The organism is Streptomyces capillispiralis, from assembly GCF_007829875.1.
Taxonomy (GTDB): Bacteria; Actinomycetota; Actinomycetes; order Streptomycetales; family Streptomycetaceae; genus Streptomyces; species Streptomyces capillispiralis.
This window is the reverse complement of the sequence record NZ_VIWV01000002.1, coordinates 121,382-143,047: the sequence shown is the minus strand read 5'-3', so window position 1 is coordinate 143,047 and position 21,666 is coordinate 121,382. Positions and strand designations below refer to the sequence as shown.

The following is a 21,666-nucleotide window of genomic DNA, read 5'->3' as shown; positions in this document are numbered from 1 at the left end:
CTTGGCCCCGCTCGTCCTTCTCAGGAGCGACGAGCGGGGCTGTTCCGTTCACTGAGAGGGCTCGGACGCACGGGCGCCCCTGCCGAACGCTCCACAGCAGAAGGTCGCCCGCGGTGCCGGACACCGAACCGCAGCTGGAGAGCGCCCGCCCATGCAGCACCGGCATCACTCAAGCACCCCCTGCGAGCGGACCTGAGCACACTCCGTACGCGATCCATACGCCAGACGTACGTGATGCGTACGGCGGGAAGAGTAGAGTGCCGCTCGGGAGGTGTTGCATGTCCGAGCTGTTCGAAGCGGTCGACGCGCTGGTGGCGTCCCGCGCTCCGCTGCCGTCGGCGGAGGAGCGCAAGCGGCTGCGTCAGGCCCACGGGCTGACGCTGGACGATGTGGCCGGCGCGCTGAAGGTACGCCGCGCCACGGTGTCGGGCTGGGAGTCGGTCAAGAAGCCGGTCGAGCCACGCGGCCCGGAGCGGGAGGCGTACGCGCGGCTGCTGAGCAAGCTCGCGGAGCTCTACCCCGCGCCCGCCGCCGTCCCCGGCCCGGTGTCCGCCATGCTCACCGCAGAGCCCGCTCCGGCGGAGCGGACGCTTCCCACAGGACCGGTCTCCGATGCCGTACGCGTGGTCGCGCCGGAACCCGAGAACACCCGGACCGCCACCCCTGCGCCCGCCACGTCCCCCAAGCCCCCCACGTCCGCCACGCCCCCCGGGCAGGCCACGCGGCGCCCGGCACGCACCGCTGGGAGCACGTCGCCGTCGCGCCGCCCCGGTGTGAAGAGGACGGCCCCGCCCGGCCGCCCGGCGGACGGTACCGACCCGCGCTTCGAGAACGGGCCGCTGGCGGTCGTCGACGTCGAGGACGGTCAGGTCCTGGCGTACTGCACCGGCGGTCTGGTCCTGGACGTGCCCGCCAAGAGCATCCCGGCCCTGGTGGAGTGGACGCTGAAGGAGGCGGGGCTCGGGCAGCCGAGGCTGTCCGGCCCGGGCAAGGACGCCGACCCGCTGCTCGTGCTCACCGAAGCCGCGCTCCAGCGGTACGGCCTGCCCGTCACCCTCACCGATGAGGAGCGGCTCGCCGGGCGGATCCAGGAAAGCCACAAGGTCGTCAAGCAGCTGACGCGCACCGACTGGAAGCTGACGAAGCGCGGGTTCGGGCCGTGGGCGCGCATCTACCGCCCCGCGCAGGGTTCCGAGCGCACCTGCGTCCAGCTGTGCATCCCGTCCTGGCACGCGCTGGACACCCGCCACTGGGGCGCGGCCGCGCAGCTGCCACCGGCGGACCTCGCCCGCGTGCTGGGCGTGTACGCCTCCCGGGTCATGACCCCGCGCGGCTCCACCGCCGTGACCGGCCTGGAGCTGATGACCGCCCTGCATCCGCCGACCCGCGCCTCCGAACCCGACGCCGACGGCAAGCGCCACTCCGAGCACAACCCCGGCAGCCTGGGCAAGGACCCGGTCGACTGCGCCCCGTGCGAGGCCCCCGACGGACACCCGCTCCTGGCGGACCTGCCGCGCTTCCACGTCCGCGGCCCCGGCGAGAAGCTGTTCGAGGAGGCGTACGACTGGGCGCGTCCGCTCACCGACGCCGAATGCACCAGGCGCCACCTGGTCGGCATCGACGTCAACATGGCCTTCGCCGCAGGAGCCAACGGGCTGATCGTCGGCCTCGGTGCCCCCACGCACGTCAAGCGGCCCGTGTTCGACCCGAAGCTGCCCGGCGCGTGGCTGGTCGACCTGTCGCACGTCGACCTGTCGAGGGTGAAGGCCGGCAAGGACACGTGGGTGGAGCTGGACGCCGGTCTGTTGCCGAGCCCGTTCACGCCCAACGGCGACCGTCCGGAGGGGCCGGCCTGGTACGCGACGCCGACGGTCGCGTACGCGGTGGAGCTGGGGTACGACGTCCGGCCCATCGAGGCATACGTCCGGTACGAGAACGGCCGCTACCTGGACGGCTGGTACAATAGGCTGCGCGACGCCTACCTCGCGACGATGGCCGACCTCGGCGTCCGCGCGGACATGGAGCCGGCGGACTTCCTCGCGGCGATGAACGGCTACCGGGAGCACGACCCCCAGCTGGCGATCGTCGTCTCGGCGATCAAGGCGACCGTCAAGGGCGGTCTGGGCAAGCTGCGCGAGCGGCCCCGGGGCGAAGGCTGGCGGCCGGGCGAGCCGTGGCGGGCGCTGTCGCGTCCGACATGGCGGCCGGACATCCGCGCGGCGGTCATCTCCCGCACCCGGATCAACCTCCACCGGAAGATCGTCAAGCACGCGGCGTTCACCGGGCAGTACCCGGTGGCGATCCTCTCCGACTGCGTCGTCTACGCGACCGACGGCACCAGCCCGCTCGACTTCCTCCCCTACCGGGACGGAAAACCGCTGCCGGGCGGCTTCAAGCTCGGCGTCAACCCGGGCCTGGTCAAGTGGGAGGGCACTCAGGAAGTGCTGTGGGGCGAGGGTGTGCGCGAGCAGTTCGACGCGCCGGAGCTCAACCTCGCCCGGTACATCAAGGACGGCACCGTCACCGACACCGACACCGGGGAGTAGGCAGGCATGAGCCTGTTCGAGGACGGCCTGGAAGCCGCCGTGCAGAAGGCGTTCACCCGCCCGGCTCCCAAGAGCGCGGGCGCGCAGATGCGGTACCTGGTCAAGCAGCTCAAGGGCACCAAGCCGGTCGCCCGACTGCTGCGGATCTCCCAGCGCACCGTCGAACGCTATGTGAAGGGCCAGATCAAAAAGCCCCGCCCGGAGCTCGCCGCGCGCCTGGAACACGAGGTGAAGAAGCGGTGGCAGCCGCAGATCCGGGCCAGGGCCAAGGAGCGCGCGGCGACGACCGGCGGCATCGTCATCGACACCCGCGCCCGCCTCGGCTACACCGCCCCGATCGGCAGCACCGACCAGGACCGCATCCGGCACCTCACCGTCGCCCTCCCACCCCGCTACGCCGCCCGCCTCTTCGACGCCCAGCAGCAGGGGGCCGGCGACCAGCGTCTGCGGGAGATCGCCGCCGAAGCGCTCAAGAACGTCTACTTCCAGGACGGCGGCCGCCGCGCCGGAAGCCTGGAAGAAGTCCGCTTCACGGACATCGAGCACCTGGAATTCGAGCTGTAGCGCGCCGCACCCGTCAGGTCGGCGAGCCCGCACCGGCCGCGCCCGGTACCGGTTCGGCACGGATGCCGGACCGGTACCCGAGGACGGCACCCGTCCCTCCTCGTTCGTCCCTCACCGCGTCAGCCGGCCCACCGCTCCGCCCGGCAACCGCGATGCTGAACTCGACATCGGTACGCACCCGGTTCCGAGGGGACGCGCCCAGGCGGCGGGCGATCGTTTCCATTGCCCTGTTGTCCGCGGCGGTCAGGACGGTGACGGAGCGACAGCCCGTGCGGGCGCCGTGCAGAACGGCGTACTGGGCGAGCGACATGCCGAGACCTCTGCGTTGCCAGTCGTCCTCGACGAGGAGACCCAGCTCCCGGACTCCGTCGCCTCCCGTGTGCATCAGGTGCGAGAGGCCGATGACGCGCCCTGGCTCCTCCAGCGGTGTCGTGACCCAGCTCGCGCCCGCCGAAGGAGCGGTCAGACGAGCCCATTCGGCGGGCCTGATGCCGTCGCGGGGAGCACGGTAGCGCTGCACCAGGGAAGCTGTGGTGCAGCGTGCGTGCATCGCGTTCACCTCGGTGAGGTCCTCCGGGACCGCCCTGCGCACCACGGCCAGCTCGCCGGAGACGAGTACCAGCACTGACTGCTCCGCGGGACCAGCGCACATGACAACTCCGAGGGGACGACTCACCGATCACCGACTGTCGGCAGGAGACCCCTGATCAGGGCCGCCGCAGCGCCGGAGTACACATCGATCCGCCTGCCACCCGCACAACGGGAGGAGCGGCAGAGTGGTTCACTTCTGCGGCTCCGCTCCCTGATCCGTTCACACGGTGGCCCTCACACCGGCGACAAGTCCGATACCGGGATAGAACTTCCGCTGGTTGGAAAGGATCATGTTCTTCGGGGTCGAAAGGCCGACCGCTTCCCTCACACGGACGGCGAAGGTCCGGGAGGACTGCGGAACATGACCCTCGGCCCTGCACCACGTGCGGTAGGCGCCGTACAGCTGCGTCTGCTCGACCCGAAGGGAGGAGTCGAGACGGCAGCACTCCTCCAGGAACCTGCCGACGGGGTCTCGCACCTCCGCACAGGTACTCGCCACCGTTGCCGCACTCCCCGGTCCTGCCAGATCGCGCGTTCCGTTCAGGTAGCGGTGTGCGCCCGTGATCAGCCACTGCAGGATGCCCGGCCCCTCCTCGGTCACCAGGACGGCCGCGAGGTTGTCCACCTTGCGGCCGTCGATCGGCATCCGCTCGAACGGGATGACTCTCATCCTGCGCCGGACAACGACAGCACCAGGGTCGACCTCGGGCCAGTGGTTACCTATCAGCCACAGCTTGTGGGTGGGGCGGAAGCTGAAGGAGTCTCGCCGCGGACGGGGGACGGTGATGCGGCTGCTTCCCGTGAGCGCAGCGACCCTCGCCTCGTCGAGGCGGTCACCGGACCGGAACTCCGAGCACACGACCATGCGTCGGCCGTGCAGCTCCGCCAGGCCCGTGTGGGGTCCGTCGGAGGTCTGGGCCATCAGGAAGTCGTGGGGCGCTGCGTCGGCGTAGTCCCCGAGCAGTCTCATCACGACCTCCAGCAGCACACTTTTGCCGTTCTTGCCCTTTCCGTACAGGAAGGGGATGACCTGAGCGGTCACTTCACCAGTGAGTGAGTAGCCGAGGAGTTCATGCAAGAACGAGATCATGCGCATGCCTTCGGCGTCGTCGCCGAAGGTGTCCGCGAGGAACCGGTACCACCGCGGCGTAGGGATGTCCGCGGGCGGAACGCTGGTACTGCGCGAGTGGTGCCGCCCTGTCGGATCGGGAGGCATCATGCGGCCCGTACGCAAGTCCACCACTCCTGTCGGAGTGCACAGGGCGGCGGCATCGGCGTCCAGCGACGAGGCGTCCAGCGCGATACCCGGCGCATCCTTCGCGTGGGCGAGGACCGCCTTCATACCGGCAGTCGACATCGCCCGCTGACGGTTGCGCCGCAACGCAGCGGTGGTGAATCTGCCGGTGGCGTCCACCTCGGCCATCGATTCCGCCATGTCGCCCACCGCCCACAGCACGGCGTCGTCCTCGTCCCTCTCCCACCGCCAGCCCGACCAGTGGTACCAGCCCTGTTCCCGTACGTAGCGGAAGTCGCGCCCATGCAGTGCGACGAAGAGGCCGGCGTTGCCCCGGTCACCGAGGCTGTCGGGCACCAGGCCCGGGGACCCGGGACCGGCCCTCAGCTGCTCCGGGGAGGTGTGGTCCGGCCCTCTGGACGCCTCAGTGGCGGGCACCGCCAAGAGCGCGGCTCGCCCTGCCGGATCGGTCACATCGAGCAGTCCTTCCGCTCCCGAAACGGTTCCCTGCAGCACGTACACCCTCCTGGCAGACATCTGGCCGACTTCGCGCCGAGAGCGCGACCGGTGCCGACAGCGTCACTGACAGCGACTCAAGCGATCGTCACCCGGCATAGGCTCTACGACCAGCCGCAGGGGTCGGTTCACACCGGGACGGTCATCGCGCGGGACTCCCCGAGGGGGCGCCTTCGCTCCGTGGCCCACCGGCCTGTCCGTGTGCGTGCGGGCGGCCACCGCCGATCAGTTCGCGCAGGGCTCGCAGCAGGTCCTCGTAGGCCAGGGTCATGTGGGGGAGCGCGGCGCGGACGTCTGCCTCGAGTTCCTGAGCGGGGCCGCGCAGGGCGTCAGCGGCCGGGGTGCTGGACACCTCGACCCTGCGCTCGTCCTCCCGTTGACGGCGCCTGTCGACCAACCCCGCGAACTCCAGGCGCTTGAGCAGCGGGGAGAGCGTGCCCGAGTCCAGGCCGAGGACGTCCCCCAGCTCAGTGACCGTGACCGGCCCGCGTTCCCACAGGACGAGCATGACCAGGTACTGCGGGAAGGTGAGACCCAGTTCGCCGAGACGAGGGCGGCAGCGGGCGGCCAGTACCCGGGACGCCACGTACAGGACGAGTGACAGGGGTTCGCCGGCCCAGGCCTGGGGGCGGGGCGGTGTTGCTGTTGAACGGGAGTCGACGGTCATCGAAGTCCTCTGCGGTCAGTAGGCCCGTACGCGCCGCCGGGCACCCACCGCTTGAACGTCGCTCCAGTCTCTTCGGTTCGGCGGTCGACCCTGCGGGCGTCAGCGCAGCGACCGAAGCGACCCGGGAGAGGGGAAGCCTGACGAGGACCGACGGGGCCGCCCGGTCTTCAGTCGCTCAGTCGCTGTGTTCCCGGCCCGGGTGGAGGGTCAGCTACTGAAGCGCAGCGACTGAGCAGCTTTTGGTCGCTGCCGGAAGATTCGACAAAACCGCAGGCCAGAGGGGTCCCTGTAAGGGATCAGCGACTGAAGCGACTGAAGTACCGCATATATGAAGCCATTATGTGTGTGCGTGTGCGTCATATATAGGAGGCTTCAGTCGCTTCAGTCGCTGTTTAGGGTTGTGCACAGCGTTGACCTGCGGTTTTACCTGAGTCGCTGAGGAGCGACCGAACGGGCTTCAGTCGCTGTGCCGATGGTTGGGTCGCTGGCTCATGTCCTACCTGTCGCATCATCGACACGGCGTCGCGGTGTTTTCGCATGTGCTCCACGGTCTCACCGGCCTCGTTCGCTAGTCTGTGTCCGTCGTTGAGTCGCTTCGGTCGCTGATGGGGGGTAAGAATGCCTGATGAGCTGCGGTTTCTTCACAGCGACTCACGGGCGTCAGCCCCTGAGCCGCCAGTCGCTGAGCAGATGCCGGCGGTCGCGCGCTGGTGCGCGCGCCAGGGCTGGCCGGTGCATCCCCTCGCCGCGGGCCGCAAGACCCCGGCCGGAAACTGCGGTGACTGCCGTGCGCGTACCCACTCGGCCGGAGCCTGCCCCTGCATCCGGGCAGGCCGCTGGTGCCACGGTTTCCACGCCGCCACCCTCGACCAGGAGCGCATCAAGCGGTGGTGGGGGAGTCATCCCCATTTCGGTGTTGGCGTCTCCTGCGGCCCGGCCGGGCTGGTCGTCATCGACATCGACGCGCACACCGCTCCGCCCCCGGGCCGGGACCGCCTCCTGCCGGGTATCCCCATCGCCGACCACGTCGATCTCACCGGCCTGGCCACCGGTTTCCACGCCCTGGCCGTCCTGGCCGCACTGCGCGGCCGCCGCAGCCCGGCCGACGACGAGACCACGTTGCGCGTCCGCACTCCCTCAGGAGGCATGCACGTCTGGTACCGGGCTCCGGACGCGCGCCGCTGGCAGTCCTCCGTCGGCTCCAGCCCGGGCCGGGCCCTGGCCTGGCAGGTCGACATCCGGGCTCACGGGAGCTACATCATCGCTCCCGGCACCACCACGCGGCACGGCGCCTACAGGCCGGTCGGTGACGTCCGGGAGCCCGCCGCCCTGCCCCTCTGGCTCGCCCAGGAGCTGGAGCGCACCGGTCATCTGCCCGAGCCCACCGTTCCGGCCCCCAGGCCGGTCCCGCCCCGAGCGCGCCAGGCGGTCCTCGCCGCGGGCGGCGGCCGCGAGGGGCTGCGCCATGTCCTCGGTACGGTCCTGGCTCCCGTGGAGGCCTGCGGCAGCGCCAGCGAGGGTGCGGGGTTCTCCGACGCGCTGAACCGGGCCGCCTTCACCCTCGGAGGGCTCGTCGCAGCAGGCCGCCTGCCCCGGGACGAGTCCGAACAGGCCCTCAGGGAAACCGCGGCAAGGGTTCGCCCGGGACAGGAGCGGCGTATCGAACAGATCATCCGCAGCGGCCTCGCCGCAGGCCTCAGGAAACCCCTGCACAACACGGGAGGGCACCGATGACGTCCTCCAAGCCGGAAGTCCTCTTCGACTTCGACCCCGAAGCCGTCGCAGCCCAGATCCGCGCCCAAGGCTCCGCAGTGGTGCCCCGGCCGGCCCCGGCCCAGCGCCTTGAGACCGGTGAGGCGACCGCGGAGGGCCTGCTGCCGGACACACTGTCCGACCGGGGCAACGCCAAACTGTTCGTCAAGCTGTACGCCAACGACTACCGGCACGTTCCCGGCATCGGCTGGTACCGGTGGGACACCACCCGCTGGCAGATCGACGAGGACGACACCGTGCTCTGGGCGGCCGGTGACCTCGCGGAGAGCATCGCCAGTCACGATCCCCGCGGCGTCTTCACCACGACCGCCCTGCAGCAGCACCGTCGCCGGGCGCTGTCCACCACGGGCATCAACGCCATGCTCACGCAGGCCAAGTCCGCTCCCGGCATGGTGCTCAACGCCGCGCTGCTGGACGCCGATCCCTACGCCCTGTGCACTCCGGACGGGATCGTCGACCTGCGTACGGGAATGGTGAAAACCCCGGATCCGAACAAGGACTTCCACTCCCGCTCCACCACGGTCGGCCTGCAGCACGTGCCCACCCCCCGGTGGGAACGCTTCCTGACTGACACGTTCGGCGATGACGCCGAGGGCCGGGAAATGATCGACTATCTCCAGCTGCTCCTGGGGTACTCCGTGACCGGTGACGTCGGTGGCCAGATCCTGCCGTTCCTGTTCGGTTCCGGCAAGAACGGCAAGTCCGTCCTGCTGGACGTCCTGATGAAACTGCTCGGCGATTACGCGGACGCCGCTCCGCCCGGGTTCCTGATGTCCCGTCCGTACGAGGGGCACCCCACTGACCTGGCGGAGCTGCACGGCCGCCGTGTCATCGTGTGCTCGGAGGTCAAGCCGGGGGACAAGTTCGACGAGGCACGGGTCAAACTGCTGACCGGTGGTGACCGCATCAAGGCCCGCCGGATGAGGCAGGACTTCTTCAGTTTCGAACCCACTCACAAACTGTGGTTGCTGGGCAATCACCGGCCCGAAGTGGGAACGGGTGGCTTCGCGTTCTGGCGCCGTATGCGCCTGATTCCCTTCGAACGTGTCGTGCCCGACCACCGCAAGATCGACAACCTGGCGGACATCCTCGTGACCGAGGAAGGCCCCGGCATCCTCGGCTGGCTCATCGACGGGGCGCGGCGCTACCTCGCGGGCAGCCGTGACCTCACGGGTCCCGAACGCGTCCGTATCGCCACCACGGCCTACGCGGAGACCGAGGACCACACCGGACGCTTCTACGAGGAGTGCTGCGTGCTCGGCCCCGACCTGCGAGCCGAACAGACGGCTCTCTACGCCGCCTACAAGACGTGGTGCCAGAATGAGGGCGCACCGGTCATGTCCTCGAGGGCCTTCGCGGCCCGCACCCGGGAACTCGTGGGACTGGCTTCGCCCAAGGAAATGATCCTGTCCAACCAGCGCAAGCACTACCCGGGCATTGGACTGCTCACCGACCAGGAAAGGGACGCCGGCACATGAGCTCCCTGATCACCGAGGACGAGATCAGCCACGAAACCGAGCTCGTGTGGCTGGAAGACACCGACAACCTTGACTACGTTCGTCAGAGTCTGGACCGGCTGCCCACCCGCAAGGGCAGGCCCGCCTACCACCGTGACGGACGCATGGTCGGTTACGCCATCCTCGGCTCGACCGCCAAGCCGTCCCGCCAGTCAGGGACCTTCCGTCGCCGTGTGTTCTGGCTCCTGCCCCATGACAGGGACAGCCAGCCGGACGGGCTCTACGCGAAGAGCGCGCCTGCCGAAGCGGTGGACCCCCGCACTCTGGAACCACGGAGCAAGGGCTACAAGACCGAGCGTTCCGAAGGCGGCCCGCCCTCCACGGCCATGCAGCAACTGGGCATAACTCTCCCCCTGTGAGCGCCGGACGCACCGTGAACACGTACTCCGCAGGGGAGTCGGCGGCCGGCGCCAAGCTTTTGACAAGGCTCGCGTTGTGGGCTCGCGGAGATCGTTTCTAGGGTGGGCGCAGCACGCCTCGTCGGGGCACCGTGGTTCTCCGCCCCTCGCCGTCACGTCGCAGCCCACCAAGGAGTTACCCATGCGCTCCCACCGCCGGACTCGTACGGGAAAGGTCGTTGTCGGCCTTGCCGTGGCCGCCGCCTGCGGCACTGCCGCCGCCCTGCTGGGCCCGTTCCGTTCCGAAGCCGCTCCGACGGTCACCCTTCCCCCGGTGAACGCGCCGTTCGACTACCAGATAGGCGGCCCGTACCAGCCGGCTGACGATGTGGAGGTCGTCACCCGCGACGTCAAGGAGTCCCCCGTACCGGACCTGTACAACATCTGCTACGTCAATGCCTTCCAGACCCAGGAGGAAGGCGAGGTCGGCGGCCCCCAGGACTGGGACCAGGACCTGCTGCTGACCGGCGAAGACGGCACTGTGGTGATCGACCCGGACTGGGACGAGGTGATCCTCGACATCTCCGAGGACGGCAAGCGCGAGCGGATCGCGGCAGAGATCGACAAGCAGATCGACCTGTGCGATGAGAAAGGCTTCGACGCGGTCGAGTTGGACAACTACGACACCTACGCCCGCGACGTCGTGGGCGGCGCCATCACCGCCGACGACGCACAGCTCTACATCCGCCTGCTCTCGTCGTACGCACACAGCAAGGGACTGGCCGTGGGCCAGAAGAACACGGTCGAACTGGCCGGTCAGCACGAGCGGAACGGCCTCGACTTCGCCATCGCCGAGGAGTGCGGCGACCCGCGGTGGAACGAGTGCGGCCGGTACGTCTCAGCCTTCGGCGACCATGCCATCTTCATCGAGTACACGGACGAGGGCATGCGCAATGCCTGCGCCTACGCGGACCGGGTGAGCGTGGTCAGGCGTGATGTCGAGGTGTCCGAGCCCGACAGCGAGACGTACATCCGGGAAACCTGCTGAGGCCACGGGTGATGATGCGGTCCCGGCAGGTGCGGCCGCACCGGCCGGGACCGCGCCACGTGTGAAACCGGGGGAGGGCTCACACGTGGCGGTACATCAGGACGGGGCCGGGCACCACGGGGGATCGTGGTCAACACCGCCCGTTCCCAGCGGAGTCGTGGCGTACCCGTCCGCACTGGCACAACGGTGGAGGACGGAGCCCGGTTCACCTACTGCGCCACAGAGGTGCCTTCCGGTGCGCCGCGGGAAGCCTCACACGTGCCCGGGGCCGGCCCCGCCCCCTCCGGACGGCGGCTCGGGCCGCGTCGGTCCGGACCGGAGTGAGGGGCGGGCGCGGTGGCGTGGTCGAACAGGTGCAGAGCGACGTGCGAGAGCACTTCCACCACGTTGGTGAACCGCCGCTGCTCCGCCGAGCAGTCCTTGCAGCGGTCGAGGTGTTCTGCGCTCATCACGTCCAGTTCCTGGTGCCGGCCTCCGGTGAGGACCTGGACGGCGATCTCTTCTCTGGCTTGTCGACAGCGCACGGCGACTCCTCCGGTATCGGTCGATTGCTCCGGCTGAAACGTCCTCCCAGGCCGGAAGGTTCACGAACGAGGGCCGGGGACACCGGATCCGGACTGCGCGGCACCGGGCGGTGGCCGGTTACTCGCCGAGCACCCCCCGTGCTTCCAGAGCCTTGCGCAGGGCCCGCATCGCGTAGAAGGTGCGGCTCTTGACCGTTCCCGGCGGGATGCCGAGGTGCTCCGCGGCCTGGGCGACGCTGCACTCGAGGTAGTACATGAGCCTGATCATGGTCCGCTGCTGTTCGTTCAGGTCCTGCAGTGCGTCGAGCACCATGTGGAGGGTGAGCACGTTGTCCGGGCTCTCCCAGACGGCGTCGAGCTCTTCGACCGGCATCAGCTTCAACGGACGCAGGCGTCGGGCGCGGTGGTGGTCGAGGGCCAGATTCCTGGTCACGGTGAACAGCCACGGGCGAAGCCCTTCCCCCTGGGTCTTCAGGAAGGCGGCGTGCTTCCAGGCGCGGGCCGCCGTCTCCTGGAGGATGTCCTCGGCCTTGTGCCAGTCCCCGTTGAGCAGACGTGACGCGTAGCGCTGCAGCTCAGAGCCGTACTGGTCATAGATGGCCTGGACGAAGCTGTCGCAGTCGGTGTTCGGCCCGGCGGAGTGCCCCGGGGGCACTCCGCCGGGAGCAGGAGGAAGAGCCCCGACCTCCGTGGTCCCCATCATGGGTGGTGCCCAATCGTGTTCCGGCGGTTGTGTGGCGTGCCTGCCCTGTGGATCGAGAGCACGCTCAATACTCTCCGGAAGCCATTGGCTAAAGATTGTCGTTTCCTTGTTGGCCGACGGATGACTGGTGCAGCGCCGCAACCGCGGCTAGGCGCCTGCTGAACCGGAGGCCGCCCGATGCGGCCACCGTGGCCGGAACCCCCGTCCTGCGGTGCGCCGGTGGTGCCGTTGAGCGCAGGGCGCACACCGCATGACGACGCTTGCCATCCGAACCGAAATCCCTATAGTTGGCAGTGCTAAATAAGTGGGTGTCCGTCAGCCGGAGGGACCACCCATGCCTCGACTCGATACCGGCCCCCCGCCGACCTCGGGCATCCGGCGGTCAGCACTCCGTGGAGCACGGGAGCACGGGTGGACGCCTTCCCGAACAGGTCCGGCGGCATCCGAGTCGGTATCAGCAGCGATTCCCCAACCGATCCAGGAGGACAGACAATGGCACCCTCGGACAAGGCCGATCGGATCCACCCGCGGCGTCGGACGGTCACGCGCGTGGCGGTTGTCGGCACGGTGGCCGCAGCCCTGACAGCCGCGATAGCTGTCGCAGGATCCGCTCTCCAGAAGGACGAAACCGGCCGGCCGCACGACCACGCTTCGCACAGCCACTCCTCGGGTGGTGCCCACCACCACCCGAAGGGACATCACGGTCATCACGGCAAGGGCATCACCTCCGAGAAGGGCGATGCCGAGCCGGCCGCGTTCGACCTGGTGGAGACGACGGTTCGCCGGCAGGGCGACCGGATCGTCTTCACCGAGCGGGTGCGGGCGCAGGCGGGATCGGTGAAGCCCGAAACCGTGGGGGAGTTCGCCGGCAGCTCCGTCCTGAGCTACGTCTGGCCCGTCTCGCTGAACCCGTCGTCGGTCGGATTCGCCAAGGACAGCGGTGTGCTCGCCCTGGCCGCGACCAGTCACCCGGACTTCGACGACACTCCCCTCTACGACGAGGACGGAAACGGGCGCAAGGACGACGACGGCGGTCTGTGGCACTCGCACTGGGTGGTGCTCGTCCCGGACACCACACGGCCCGACGGGGCGCTGAAGGTGCGGGACATCAAGCCCGGCGAGACGCCCGACCTGCCGAAGACCTGGCCGAACGTGCCGATCTTCCTGGACAGCCCCGACTACGACACCAGGCTCACGGGGAAGAAGGTCACGATCGAGGTGCCGGCGAAGGAACTCGGCTTTCCCTCCAGCTTCTCCTACAACGGGGTCACCGCCGCGCTCAAGGTGAACGCGGATCTGCACGACCCGCTGCTGCGGGTGGAGAACGTCTTCGACTCCGCGTCCGGCGACCTCTCCATGCCGGGCCAGTTCAAGCGCTGACCTTCCGCGCCTCCCGCCTGCCGGCTGGGCCCTCCGGTCGCCGGCCGATGCCGGGGGCGGGGCCACATGGGCCCGCGCGCCGCATCCACGGCAGAAGAAAGCCCCCTACGACCTTGGGCAGGTCGAGGGGGCGGGCCGGATCCTCCGCGGGCGGTTCCGGCCGGCCTGCGCCTCCTCCGGGTCACCCGGGGGAGCAGGCCCCTTGGAAGAGAACCGCTCGCCGATCGCCGCCGTCGAGCCGTCCGGACTCCCGCTCGTGCAAAGAGGCCGTCACGCGGGCCGGCCCAAGGGGCGCGGCCCGGACGGCCTCCGGGGCGCCGGGGAAGAACCGCCTCCGGCGTCAGCCGCACTCCCCGCCCACCGTGCACACGCCGCCCGCGTCCCCGCCGGCGGCCTCGGCCAGGGCCACATCCACGCGCCGCTCCTCGAGGAGGGTGGCGATGGAGGCGCCGAGCATCAGGTCGTCGACGCTGCCGAACCGCTGCATGCGCAGCCTGCCCTCCTGGTCGATCAGCACGGTGGTCGGAGTTCCCTGCATGGCGTACCGAGCGAACGTGAGCGGCGTCGGATCGTCCTCGGCGTGCCGGTCGACAGCGACCGGAAACGTCACGCGGTACTCCGAGAGGAACGCCTCCAACGCCACGGGGGTCATCGCGGCGTGGTGCTCGAAGACCGAATGCAGTCCGATGACCTGGACGTCGGCCCCGGCGAAGGTGGATTCCACGCGCTTCGCCTGCGGAATCCCGTGCGCGACGCATCCAGGACACAGCATCTGGAAGGCCTCGAGGAGGACGACCTTGCCACGGAGCTGCTTCAGGTCCAGTTCATCGGAGTTGAGCCACTGGCTGATGTCCCAGGAGGGAGCGGCGCGATGCACCTGCGTGGCACGGAAAGTAGACATGTCTCCTCTTTCGTCATCGGGCGCCGGCCGGGGCGGCACCCGGCGACGATGCGGTACTCCCGAAGTGTATAGGACTCCTAACTAATTGAGGGCCGGGTGGGGGTGCGCCGTGTGTGCTCCCATGGCGCCGGGTGTCGATGCGGCCGTTCAGGCCTCGCAGTGGTCGGGGCAGTCCAGGCGTAGTTCGGCGTCCCCGATGGGGTTGTCCACGAACGCGCAGTGATGCGGCCTGTCGGTGCCGGGGTGGGTTTCAGGGCGGAAGAACTGGCAGGTCAGGCACATGCGCGAAAGGGGGATGGCCTTGCGGTCCTGCAGTGACCTGATCATGGTGCTCGTGCCGCGCAGCATGGCGGCGAGGTCGTCCCGCGTCAGGGTCGACATCGCGTCGCCGAAATCCTCCGGTACGCGTGCCAGCCGACTCGCCTCCATGTGCCCGTCCTGCGTCAGGGTCAGGGAGACCGCCCGGGCGTCGGAGGGGTCGCGCTGCCGCTCGACGAGCCCCTTGGTCGTCAGTGTCTTCACCGCGTCGCTGATCGTCGGAGGCGAGGAGGCGAGCGCGTGGGTGAGGTCACTCAGCCGCCGCGGCCGTGGATCTCCTGCCAGCAGCGTGACGATGTCCGCCTGCAAGGGGGAGAGCCGGTAGGCCCCCGCGTTGCGGTAGCTGTTGATGCGCAGGGCCTGGCCGAGGCGGACGAGCCCCATCAGTAGCTGCTCATGGGCGGGCGTGCCTGGAACGTCTGTCATGTGCAGCCTCCGGTCGGGTCGGAATGGTAATAATAGGCAGTGCCAATTTAAATGGGCGGTGTTCGCGCCGTGCCGGCGCTCGGATCAGCACGTACGAGTATCGATGGAAGGGCAGATGGGCGATATCGATGGGGTGGCCGAGGCGGCGGACGGTGTATGGAGCGGCTTCGAGGAGCTGCGGCATGCCGTGCTGCGGAGTTCCGAGCTGGCCGGCTCCCTGGCCGGGGCGGGCGAGGAGCGGCGGGCCCTGGACGCGGCCCTCGTCCGTGAACTGGTCGGGGCCGGACTGCTGCGTACCGGAGTGTCGCGCTCGGTCGGTGGGGTGCAGGCGCCTCCTTCGGTGATGCTGCGTGCCGCCGAGTCGGTCGCGCGGGGTGATGCCTCCGCGGGCTGGTTCGTCGCCATCGCGATGACGTCGAGCCTTCTGAGCGCCTACCTGCCGCCGGAAGGGGCAGGGGAAGTCTTCGGCGATCCGCGGTCGACGGCGGTAGGGGTGTGGTCTCCCACCGCTTGTGCCAGGGCCGTCGATGGCGGCGTCGTGGTGTCGGGGCGCTGGACGTTCTGCAGCGGTGTCTCCCACGCGGACTGGCTGTTCGCCGGGTGTGTGCTGGAAGCGGCGGACGGCCCGGCGGAAACCGCCGGGCCGGAGCTGCGGGTCGTGGCGGTCCCCACCTCGCAACTGAGCATCCTGGACACGTGGAACACCATCGGTATGCGGGGCCCGGGCAGCCACGACTGCGAGGCCGACGAGGTATTCGTTCCCGGTCACCGCATCCTGTCGGTCGTGGACGGACTCCCGGCCGGAGCCGAAGCGCTGTACCGGTTCCCGCTCTTCGGCTTCTTCGCCGCGGCGGTGGCGGCCGCCGCACTGGGCAACGCCCGTGGCGCGATGGACGACCTGAAGGTGCTGGCCGCCGTCAAGAAGCCTTTCGGATCGGGCCGTTCGCTTGCCGAGCGGACCCGGACCCAGACCGCCGTGGCCCAGGCGGAGGCTTCCCTCAGGGCTGCCCGTCTGCTGTTCTACCGCTCGGTCGACGACGCCTGGCGGGCCGCGCGGGAAGGTGCGCCCGTACCGGACGCGGTGCGAGTGGGCTTGCGCCTGGCCGCGGCCCATGCCGCGCGTACCGCCGCTGAAGTGACCGCGTCGATGTACGAGCTCGGCGGCGGATCGGCCATTTATGGCATGTCTCCGCTTCAGCGTCGTTTCAGGGACGCGCACACGATGACCGCCCACGCGCAGATCAAGTCGGCCATGTACGAAGTGGCGGGGAAATTCCTCCTCGGCCTGCCCCTTCGCACCGGGCTGCTGTGAAGTGCCGGACCGGTGAGGATCCCGAGCGGGGCACTTCGCTGTTCCGTTACGCCTGACAGGTGAAGAGGGGCGGCGGTGCCGCCGCCCACCCGCCGGCGCTTCCGTGCCGCCGGCCCGCGCGGAGGCCGCGCGAACGTCGGTCTTGCGTGAGGACACAAGGTGTCCTATCGTGAACACTGTTTCCTCCACGTGTTGCTCCAAGCAGCACACCGGACACGGGGTTCGCGACAGGCAGGGCCTCGGAACTGGAGCAGAGAATGGCAAGCACCCTGCAGGACTCGAAGGACGTCCTCGTCGACCGGGCCAAACGGCAGATGAGCGACTTCTTCGGCGACTCGAAGCTCACCACGCGGCAGAAGCTGGCCCTGACGTGCCGCATCGCCTTCGACGGCGGCCACGACTCGGGGCTCGCCGGGCAGATCAGCGCCCGCGGGCAGGAACCCGGCACCTACTACACCCAGCGCCTGGGCCTCGGCTTCGACGAGATCACCGAGGACAATCTGCTGCTGGTGGACGAGGACTTGCAGGTCCTGGAGGGGGAGGGCATGGCCAACCCCGCGAACCGCTTCCACTCCTGGATCTACCAGGCCCGGCCGGACGTCAACTGCATCGTCCACACGCACTCCCTGCACACCGCCGCGCTCGCCATGCTGGAAGTTCCGCTCGTCATCTCCCAGATGGACACCACGCCCCTGTACGACGACTGCGCCTTCCTCAAGACGTGGCCGGGCGTCCCCGTGGGCAACGAGGAGGGCGAGATCATCGCCGGCGCCCTCGGTGCCAAGCGCGCCATCCTCCTGGCCCATCACGGCCAGCTGGTGACCGGAGCCACCGTCGAGGAGGCCTGCAACCTGGCGATGCTCATCGAGCGCGCCGCGCGCCTCCAGCTCCTCGCGATGGCGGCGGGCACCCTCCAGCCGCTGGACCCGGAACTGGCCCGTGAGGCCCACGACTGGACCTCCACCGACCGCCGCAACAAGGCGAACTTCGCCTACTACGCGCGCCGGGCCCTGCGCAACCACCCCGACTGCGTCTCGGGCACGGTGGAACTCTGATGGCGAACCCGCCCCTGAAGGGCGTCATCTCCTACCCCATCACGCCCTTCGACACGGTCACCGGCGAGGTCGACCTCGCCGCGCTGAGCCGGCTCACCGAGGACCTGGTGGCCGCGGGCAGTCACGCCGTCGCCCCGCTGGGCAGCACCGGTGAGAGCGCCTACCTCCGCGAGGACGAGTGGGACGCCGTCTGCGAGACCACCCTGCAGACCGTCGCGAAGAGGGTTCCCACCCTGGTCGGCGTCTCGCACTGGAGCACGGAGGGCACGGTTCGCCGGGCCCGTGTGGCGGCTCGCAACGGAGCCACCGCGATCATGGTGCTTCCGCAGGTGTACTGGCAGCTGACGGAGGCGGAACTCGAGCGGCACTACGCCGCGGTGGCGGCAGCCACCGACCTTCCGCTGATGCTCTACAACAACCCGGGCACCAGCGGCGTGGACCTGCGGCCGGAGACCGTGGTCGCCCTCGCGCGCAAGATCCCGAACCTGACCATGGTCAAGGAGAGCTCCGGCGACGTCGCCCGCTTCCGCGCCATCCGTGAACTGTCCGACGGTGCGCTGTCGGTCTACAACGGCAACAACCCGGTCGCGCTCGAGGCCTTCCGCTCCGGCGCCGTCGGCTGGTGCACCGCATCGCCCTGCCTGGTCCCGCGGTGGGCCCTGGAGCTGTACGCCGCGGCGACGGGCGGGGACGACGAGCGGGCCGATGCCATCCTCGCGGAACTGCTGCCGTTCCTGCAGTTCATCGTCGGCTACGGCCTGCCGCGGGCCATCAAGGCGGGACTGCAGATCCAGGATCGCGAGGCCGGTTACCCGCGGACGCCGCTGCTGCCCCTGCCGGACAAGGAGACCGAGCGGCTCCAGGAGATGCTCGACCACCTGTCGGCGCACCCCCTCGTGGACAGCACGGCCTGAGGACCGACAGCCGTCCCCTGGGAGGGGGTCCCGGCCCCTCTCCCAGAGGGCTTCGTCCACGGGCACGCCAGGATGCGAGGCGAGCGGAGGAACAGCATGTACCGGACCGTCATGTCGTCCCGGGAAGGCACGCACCCCACCAAAGCGGCCCTCCTGCGCCGTACTCTGCGGCGCCACGCGGCCGGAGTCACCGTCATCACCGTCCCCGGGCCCGCGGGCTTCACCGCGACGTCCTTCTGCTCCGTTTCGCTGGACCCCGCGCTGATCTCCTTCTGCGTGGCGGCCCGGGCCTCCGTCGCACCCGCCGTGGAGCGGGCCGACCGCTTCGCCGTCCACTTGCTGGGCTCGGACGACGCGGGGCTCGCGGACCGGTTCGCGCGCAGCGGTACCGACCGGTTCGCCGGGACGGCCCGCCTGCTGGAGCACGACGGACTGCCGATCCTGTCGGCCGTGCCGGCCTGGCTCAGCGCACGCATCGTCGCCCGGTACCCCGCCGGTGACCACGTCCTGGTCATCGGTGAGGTCGACGCCGGGGGGATCCGGGAGGAAGCCCCCGCGCTGATACGCCACGACGGCAGCTATGCCGCACCTACGCCACTCCCACCCGCCCGCACCGACCGGTGAGGTCGCCGTCGTCCCCGCCCGAGGAGTACTGATGCAGTGTCTGGATTGCCGTCCGCGGGACATGGCCACGACGGCCGTCGGTATCTGCCTCGGCTGTGGTGCCGCCGTCTGCGGCGAACACGCGCACGTCACGGCCGGCGGCAGGCAGGGACCCCTGCTGGGCGCCCCGCGTCGCTTCACCCGAACAGTGCGCTGCCACCAGTGCGGACCGGCGTGAAGGCGTGGGCCGGGATGAACGCACGGAACCGGGGGCCGGCATGACTGAGAAGGCACTGAGGCTGGGGACCAGGCGCAGCAAGCTCGCCATGGCCCAGTCCGGGCAGGTGGCGGATGCCGTGAGCCAGGTGACCGGACGGCCCGTCGAGCTCGTCGAGATCACCACGTACGGTGACGTCTCGCGCGAGCACCTCGCGCAGATCGGCGGCACGGGCGTGTTCGTCGCCGCGCTGCGCGAGGCGCTGGCGCGGGGCGAGGTGGACTTCGCGGTGCACTCGCTGAAGGACCTGCCGACGGCGCAGCCCGACGGGCTGGTCCTGGCCGCGGTCCCGGTCCGCGAGGACCCGCGGGACGTGATCGTGGCGAGGGACGCGCTGAAGCTGGCCGACCTGCCGCGCGGCGCGCGCATCGGTACGGGTTCGCCGCGCCGCATGGCGCAGCTGAACGCGTACGCGCGCGGCCACGGCCTGGACATCGAGACGGTCCCGATCCGGGGCAACGTCGACACCCGCATCGGGTACGTCATGAAGGGCGAACTGGACGCGGTGGTGCTGGCGGCCGCCGGACTGAACCGGATCGGACGCGGTGACGAGGTGACCGACTTCCTGTCGGTCGACACGGTTCTGCCCGCCCCCGGCCAGGGGGCACTGGCGATCGAGTGCGCCGCGGACGACGCGGATCTCATCGCCGCGCTCGCCGAGCTCGACGACCCCCTCACCCGGGTCGCCGTGACGGCCGAGCGGTCCCTGCTCGCCGCCCTGGAGGCCGGCTGCTCCGCCCCTGTGGGCGCGCTGGCCGACCTCCCCCCGCTCTCGGCACCGTTCGAGCGGGGGGTCCCCCAGGCCGACAGGCAGACTGTCAAGGAAATGCGCCTGCGCGGCGTCGTCGGCACGACCGACGGCTCGACGCTGGTGCAGCTGTCCACCACCGGTCCCGTGCCCGAGACGCACGAGGCGGCGATGGCACTCGGTCGCGAACTCGCCACCGAGATGCTCGCGCAGGGCGCGGCCGGTCTGATGGGGGAGCGGTATCACGGCCGCCCTTGACGGGACGTGCTCGACCGCCGGCGTTCCCGCGACGCGTGCGGATCCTCCGCCCGCAGCCGGACGCGTGAGTGCCGTCAACCGGTGAACGGTGTGCGTACCGCGGGCCGGTAACCGACGTACAGCGAGACCTCGCCGACGGCCTCGGCCAGGTCGTCGGCGAGCAGTACCGCCTGGTCGTCCCCCAGCTGATGCACCGTCAACCGCAGATGCGCCGAGGCCGCTTGCGGGTGCAGGACGAAGCTGTCGCCGGTCCGGGCGAGCCATCCTCGCCGCAGCAGCCGCTCGGACACCGCCCGGGCGTCCACGCCCACCGGCACCCACAGGTTGAGTCCGTCACCGGCTCGGGCGCCTACACCGCGCGCCCGCAGCAGCTGCGCGAACCGGGCGTTGCGCTCGGCGTAGTGGGTACGAGCCCCGTCGATCAGCGCCAGGGCGGCCGGGTCGGTGAGCAGCACCGCGGCCAGACGCTGCAGCAGGTGGCTGGTCCACGTCCGGCCCGGACCGATCCGGGCCGCCAGGCGCTGCGCCGTACGGAGGTCGCTCGCGACCAGGGCGATCCGCAGATCCGGTCCGAGGAACTTGGACACGGACCGCACCAGTGCCCATCGCGCGTGGTCGGCCGGGACGACGCTGCGGTACGGCGCGTCGGAGAGCAGGGAGAAATGGTCGTCCTCGATGACCAGGACGTACCGGTGCCCGGCCAGGACCGCGCGCAGTTCCTTGGCGCGGGCGGCCGAGAGGCTCACCCCGGTGGGATTGTGCGCGCGGGGGGTGCACACCACGGCGCGCGCGCCCTGATCGAGCGCGGACCGCAGTCCGTCGACGGTCATTCCCTCCGCGTCGACGGGCACGGGGAGGGGGCGGTATCCGGCGAGGCGCACGGTGTTGATGCTCGACAGGAAGCAGGGATCCTCCAGTGCCACGGCGTCCCCGTGCGCGAGGGTTTGGTTCAGCAGTCTCTCCACCGCGTCGACGGCGCCTCCCGTGACCGTCAGACGCGCGGTGCGGGGCTGATCCGCTGTGAGCCACGGCAGAGCCCACCGTGACAAGGCGGGATCGACCGTCGGCTCTCCGTACAGCACCGGGTCCGCCGGCATGGGGCGCACCGCGTGGAGGTCCGGCAGCCAGGCGGGATCAGGGTTGCCATGGCCCACGTCGCGCAGGGGGCCGCCGGCCGCACGGCCCTCCTGGTCGACTGCGCCGGCGGCCTCCGCGACGACGGTGCCGGCGCGTCCCCGGCCAACTGCCACACCGGCCTGGATCAGTTGCCGGTAGGCCGCCATGACGGTGTTCCGGTTGACGCCCAGTTCCCCGGCGAGCCGGCGCACGGGAGGCAGGACGGCGCCCGGAGTGAGCTTCCCGGCGTCGCTGAGGGCGCGGATGCTCGCCGCGATCTCTCCCGCCGTGCGTCCCGTGATGTCCATACCGTCCTCCTCGACTGACATGAGTCATG

Annotated in this window: 20 protein-coding genes; 12 read left to right on the top strand and 8 right to left on the bottom strand. The window is 70.1% G+C overall.

What is annotated here, in order from left to right:
• Positions 1-278 precede the first annotated feature (278 nt).
• Complete coding sequence (tap, locus tag FHX78_RS35875) at positions 279-2,546, top strand: telomere-associated protein Tap (protein ID WP_145872371.1); 2,268 nt, start codon at positions 279-281, stop codon at positions 2,544-2,546.
• Positions 2,547-2,552: 6 nt separating this feature from the next.
• Entirely contained in the window at positions 2,553-3,110 is a 558-nt protein-coding gene (gene tpg / locus FHX78_RS35870; RefSeq protein WP_145872370.1) for a telomere-protecting terminal protein Tpg, read from the top strand.
• Positions 3,111-3,123: 13 nt separating this feature from the next.
• Here the strand turns inward: tpg and FHX78_RS35865 are convergent, their stop codons facing one another.
• The 3 genes from FHX78_RS35865 to FHX78_RS35855 all read right to left on the bottom strand — a co-directional run bounded on the left by FHX78_RS35865 (position 3,124) and on the right by FHX78_RS35855 (position 6,118).
• The gene (locus FHX78_RS35865) at positions 3,124-3,735 is read right to left on the bottom strand and encodes a GNAT family N-acetyltransferase (RefSeq protein ID WP_167532029.1); all 612 of its coding nucleotides are present in this window, start codon (positions 3,733-3,735) and stop codon (positions 3,124-3,126) included.
• Positions 3,736-3,921: 186 nt separating this feature from the next.
• On the bottom strand, positions 3,922-5,472 hold the full coding sequence (locus FHX78_RS35860; protein ID WP_145872368.1) for a DNA primase family protein: 1,551 nt from the start codon (positions 5,470-5,472) through the stop codon (positions 3,922-3,924).
• A 121-nt stretch (positions 5,473-5,593) separates the two neighbouring features.
• Positions 5,594-6,118, bottom strand: a complete 525-nt coding sequence (locus FHX78_RS35855; RefSeq protein WP_145872367.1) for a MarR family winged helix-turn-helix transcriptional regulator — start codon at positions 6,116-6,118, stop codon at positions 5,594-5,596.
• Positions 6,119-6,808: 690 nt separating this feature from the next.
• Between FHX78_RS35855 and FHX78_RS35850 the strand changes: the two genes are divergently transcribed.
• The 4 genes from FHX78_RS35850 (at position 6,809) to FHX78_RS35835 (ending at position 10,794) form a co-directional block, all read left to right on the top strand.
• Complete coding sequence (locus tag FHX78_RS35850; protein ID WP_229924212.1) at positions 6,809-7,852, top strand: bifunctional DNA primase/polymerase; 1,044 nt, start codon at positions 6,809-6,811, stop codon at positions 7,850-7,852.
• A complete protein-coding gene (locus FHX78_RS35845; protein ID WP_145872365.1) occupies positions 7,849-9,369 on the top strand; it encodes a DNA primase family protein in 1,521 nt (506 codons plus the stop codon). Before FHX78_RS35850 ends, FHX78_RS35845 begins: the two co-directional genes overlap by 4 nt.
• A complete protein-coding gene (locus FHX78_RS35840; RefSeq protein WP_145872364.1) occupies positions 9,366-9,767 on the top strand; it encodes a DUF6009 family protein in 402 nt (133 codons plus the stop codon). The genes FHX78_RS35845 and FHX78_RS35840 overlap by 4 nt, the downstream gene beginning before the upstream one ends.
• A gap of 181 nt (positions 9,768-9,948) precedes the next feature.
• Entirely contained in the window at positions 9,949-10,794 is an 846-nt protein-coding gene (locus FHX78_RS35835) for an endo alpha-1,4 polygalactosaminidase (protein ID WP_145872363.1), read from the top strand.
• A gap of 209 nt (positions 10,795-11,003) precedes the next feature.
• On the opposite strand, the gene FHX78_RS35830 is transcribed toward FHX78_RS35835, so the two are convergent.
• Both FHX78_RS35830 and FHX78_RS35825 read right to left on the bottom strand, forming a co-directional pair.
• Positions 11,004-11,318, bottom strand: coding sequence for a hypothetical protein (locus FHX78_RS35830; RefSeq protein WP_145872362.1), 315 nt, complete (start codon positions 11,316-11,318; stop codon positions 11,004-11,006).
• A 118-nt stretch (positions 11,319-11,436) separates the two neighbouring features.
• Positions 11,437-12,021 (bottom strand): sigma-70 family RNA polymerase sigma factor, encoded by a 585-nt coding sequence (locus FHX78_RS35825; RefSeq protein ID WP_229924213.1) that lies wholly within the window; start codon positions 12,019-12,021, stop codon positions 11,437-11,439.
• Positions 12,022-12,570: 549 nt separating this feature from the next.
• On the opposite strand from FHX78_RS35825, the gene FHX78_RS35820 reads away from it, so the two are divergent.
• Entirely contained in the window at positions 12,571-13,401 is an 831-nt protein-coding gene (locus FHX78_RS35820; RefSeq protein ID WP_145872361.1) for a hypothetical protein, read from the top strand.
• A 340-nt stretch (positions 13,402-13,741) separates the two neighbouring features.
• On the opposite strand, the gene FHX78_RS35815 is transcribed toward FHX78_RS35820, so the two are convergent.
• Together FHX78_RS35815 and FHX78_RS35810 are read right to left on the bottom strand one after the other, a co-directional pair.
• Complete coding sequence (locus FHX78_RS35815; RefSeq protein ID WP_145872360.1) at positions 13,742-14,302, bottom strand: redoxin domain-containing protein; 561 nt, start codon at positions 14,300-14,302, stop codon at positions 13,742-13,744.
• A gap of 147 nt (positions 14,303-14,449) precedes the next feature.
• Complete coding sequence (locus FHX78_RS35810; RefSeq protein WP_145872359.1) at positions 14,450-15,046, bottom strand: MarR family winged helix-turn-helix transcriptional regulator; 597 nt, start codon at positions 15,044-15,046, stop codon at positions 14,450-14,452.
• A 115-nt stretch (positions 15,047-15,161) separates the two neighbouring features.
• On the opposite strand from FHX78_RS35810, the gene FHX78_RS35805 reads away from it, so the two are divergent.
• The 5 genes from FHX78_RS35805 to hemC all read left to right on the top strand — a co-directional run bounded on the left by FHX78_RS35805 (position 15,162) and on the right by hemC (position 20,213).
• Positions 15,162-16,358, top strand: coding sequence for an acyl-CoA dehydrogenase family protein (locus tag FHX78_RS35805; protein ID WP_145872358.1), 1,197 nt, complete (start codon positions 15,162-15,164; stop codon positions 16,356-16,358).
• 257 nt (positions 16,359-16,615) lie between these two features.
• Positions 16,616-17,413, top strand: coding sequence for an aldolase (locus FHX78_RS35800; RefSeq protein ID WP_145872357.1), 798 nt, complete (start codon positions 16,616-16,618; stop codon positions 17,411-17,413).
• Positions 17,413-18,327, top strand: a complete 915-nt coding sequence (locus tag FHX78_RS35795) for a dihydrodipicolinate synthase family protein (protein ID WP_145872356.1) — start codon at positions 17,413-17,415, stop codon at positions 18,325-18,327. Before FHX78_RS35800 ends, FHX78_RS35795 begins: the two co-directional genes overlap by 1 nt.
• Before the next feature lie 111 nt (positions 18,328-18,438).
• Positions 18,439-18,951 carry a flavin reductase family protein gene (locus FHX78_RS35790; protein ID WP_167532037.1) on the top strand — a complete coding sequence of 171 codons (513 nt, stop codon included), beginning with the start codon at positions 18,439-18,441 and terminating at the stop codon, positions 18,949-18,951.
• 257 nt (positions 18,952-19,208) lie between these two features.
• On the top strand, positions 19,209-20,213 hold the full coding sequence (gene hemC, locus FHX78_RS35780; protein WP_145872353.1) for a hydroxymethylbilane synthase: 1,005 nt from the start codon (positions 19,209-19,211) through the stop codon (positions 20,211-20,213).
• Positions 20,214-20,287: 74 nt separating this feature from the next.
• On the opposite strand, the gene FHX78_RS35775 is transcribed toward hemC, so the two are convergent.
• Complete coding sequence (locus FHX78_RS35775) at positions 20,288-21,637, bottom strand: aminotransferase class I/II-fold pyridoxal phosphate-dependent enzyme (protein ID WP_145872352.1); 1,350 nt, start codon at positions 21,635-21,637, stop codon at positions 20,288-20,290.
• Between the last annotated feature and the right edge of the window lie 29 nt (positions 21,638-21,666).

What these genes read in the sequence shown, in the direction of transcription:
- tap (WP_145872371.1), top strand. Translation starts at nt 279, where the DNA reads ATGTCCGAGCTGTTCGAAGCGGTCGACGCGCTGGTGGCGTCCCGCGCT.
- tpg (WP_145872370.1), top strand. Translation starts at nt 2,553, where the DNA reads ATGAGCCTGTTCGAGGACGGCCTGGAAGCCGCCGTGCAGAAGGCGTTC.
- FHX78_RS35860 (WP_145872368.1), bottom strand. Translation starts at nt 5,472, where the DNA reads ATGTCTGCCAGGAGGGTGTACGTGCTGCAGGGAACCGTTTCGGGAGCG.
- FHX78_RS35855 (WP_145872367.1), bottom strand. Translation starts at nt 6,118, where the DNA reads ATGACCGTCGACTCCCGTTCAACAGCAACACCGCCCCGCCCCCAGGCC.
- FHX78_RS35850 (WP_229924212.1), top strand. Translation starts at nt 6,809, where the DNA reads ATGCCGGCGGTCGCGCGCTGGTGCGCGCGCCAGGGCTGGCCGGTGCAT.
- FHX78_RS35845 (WP_145872365.1), top strand. Translation starts at nt 7,849, where the DNA reads ATGACGTCCTCCAAGCCGGAAGTCCTCTTCGACTTCGACCCCGAAGCC.
- FHX78_RS35840 (WP_145872364.1), top strand. Translation starts at nt 9,366, where the DNA reads ATGAGCTCCCTGATCACCGAGGACGAGATCAGCCACGAAACCGAGCTC.
- FHX78_RS35835 (WP_145872363.1), top strand. Translation starts at nt 9,949, where the DNA reads ATGCGCTCCCACCGCCGGACTCGTACGGGAAAGGTCGTTGTCGGCCTT.
- FHX78_RS35825 (WP_229924213.1), bottom strand. Translation starts at nt 12,021, where the DNA reads ATGATGGGGACCACGGAGGTCGGGGCTCTTCCTCCTGCTCCCGGCGGA.
- FHX78_RS35815 (WP_145872360.1), bottom strand. Translation starts at nt 14,302, where the DNA reads ATGTCTACTTTCCGTGCCACGCAGGTGCATCGCGCCGCTCCCTCCTGG.
- FHX78_RS35810 (WP_145872359.1), bottom strand. Translation starts at nt 15,046, where the DNA reads ATGACAGACGTTCCAGGCACGCCCGCCCATGAGCAGCTACTGATGGGG.
- FHX78_RS35805 (WP_145872358.1), top strand. Translation starts at nt 15,162, where the DNA reads ATGGGCGATATCGATGGGGTGGCCGAGGCGGCGGACGGTGTATGGAGC.
- FHX78_RS35800 (WP_145872357.1), top strand. Translation starts at nt 16,616, where the DNA reads ATGGCAAGCACCCTGCAGGACTCGAAGGACGTCCTCGTCGACCGGGCC.
- FHX78_RS35795 (WP_145872356.1), top strand. Translation starts at nt 17,413, where the DNA reads ATGGCGAACCCGCCCCTGAAGGGCGTCATCTCCTACCCCATCACGCCC.
- FHX78_RS35790 (WP_167532037.1), top strand. Translation starts at nt 18,439, where the DNA reads ATGTCGTCCCGGGAAGGCACGCACCCCACCAAAGCGGCCCTCCTGCGC.
- hemC (WP_145872353.1), top strand. Translation starts at nt 19,209, where the DNA reads ATGACTGAGAAGGCACTGAGGCTGGGGACCAGGCGCAGCAAGCTCGCC.
- FHX78_RS35775 (WP_145872352.1), bottom strand. Translation starts at nt 21,637, where the DNA reads ATGGACATCACGGGACGCACGGCGGGAGAGATCGCGGCGAGCATCCGC.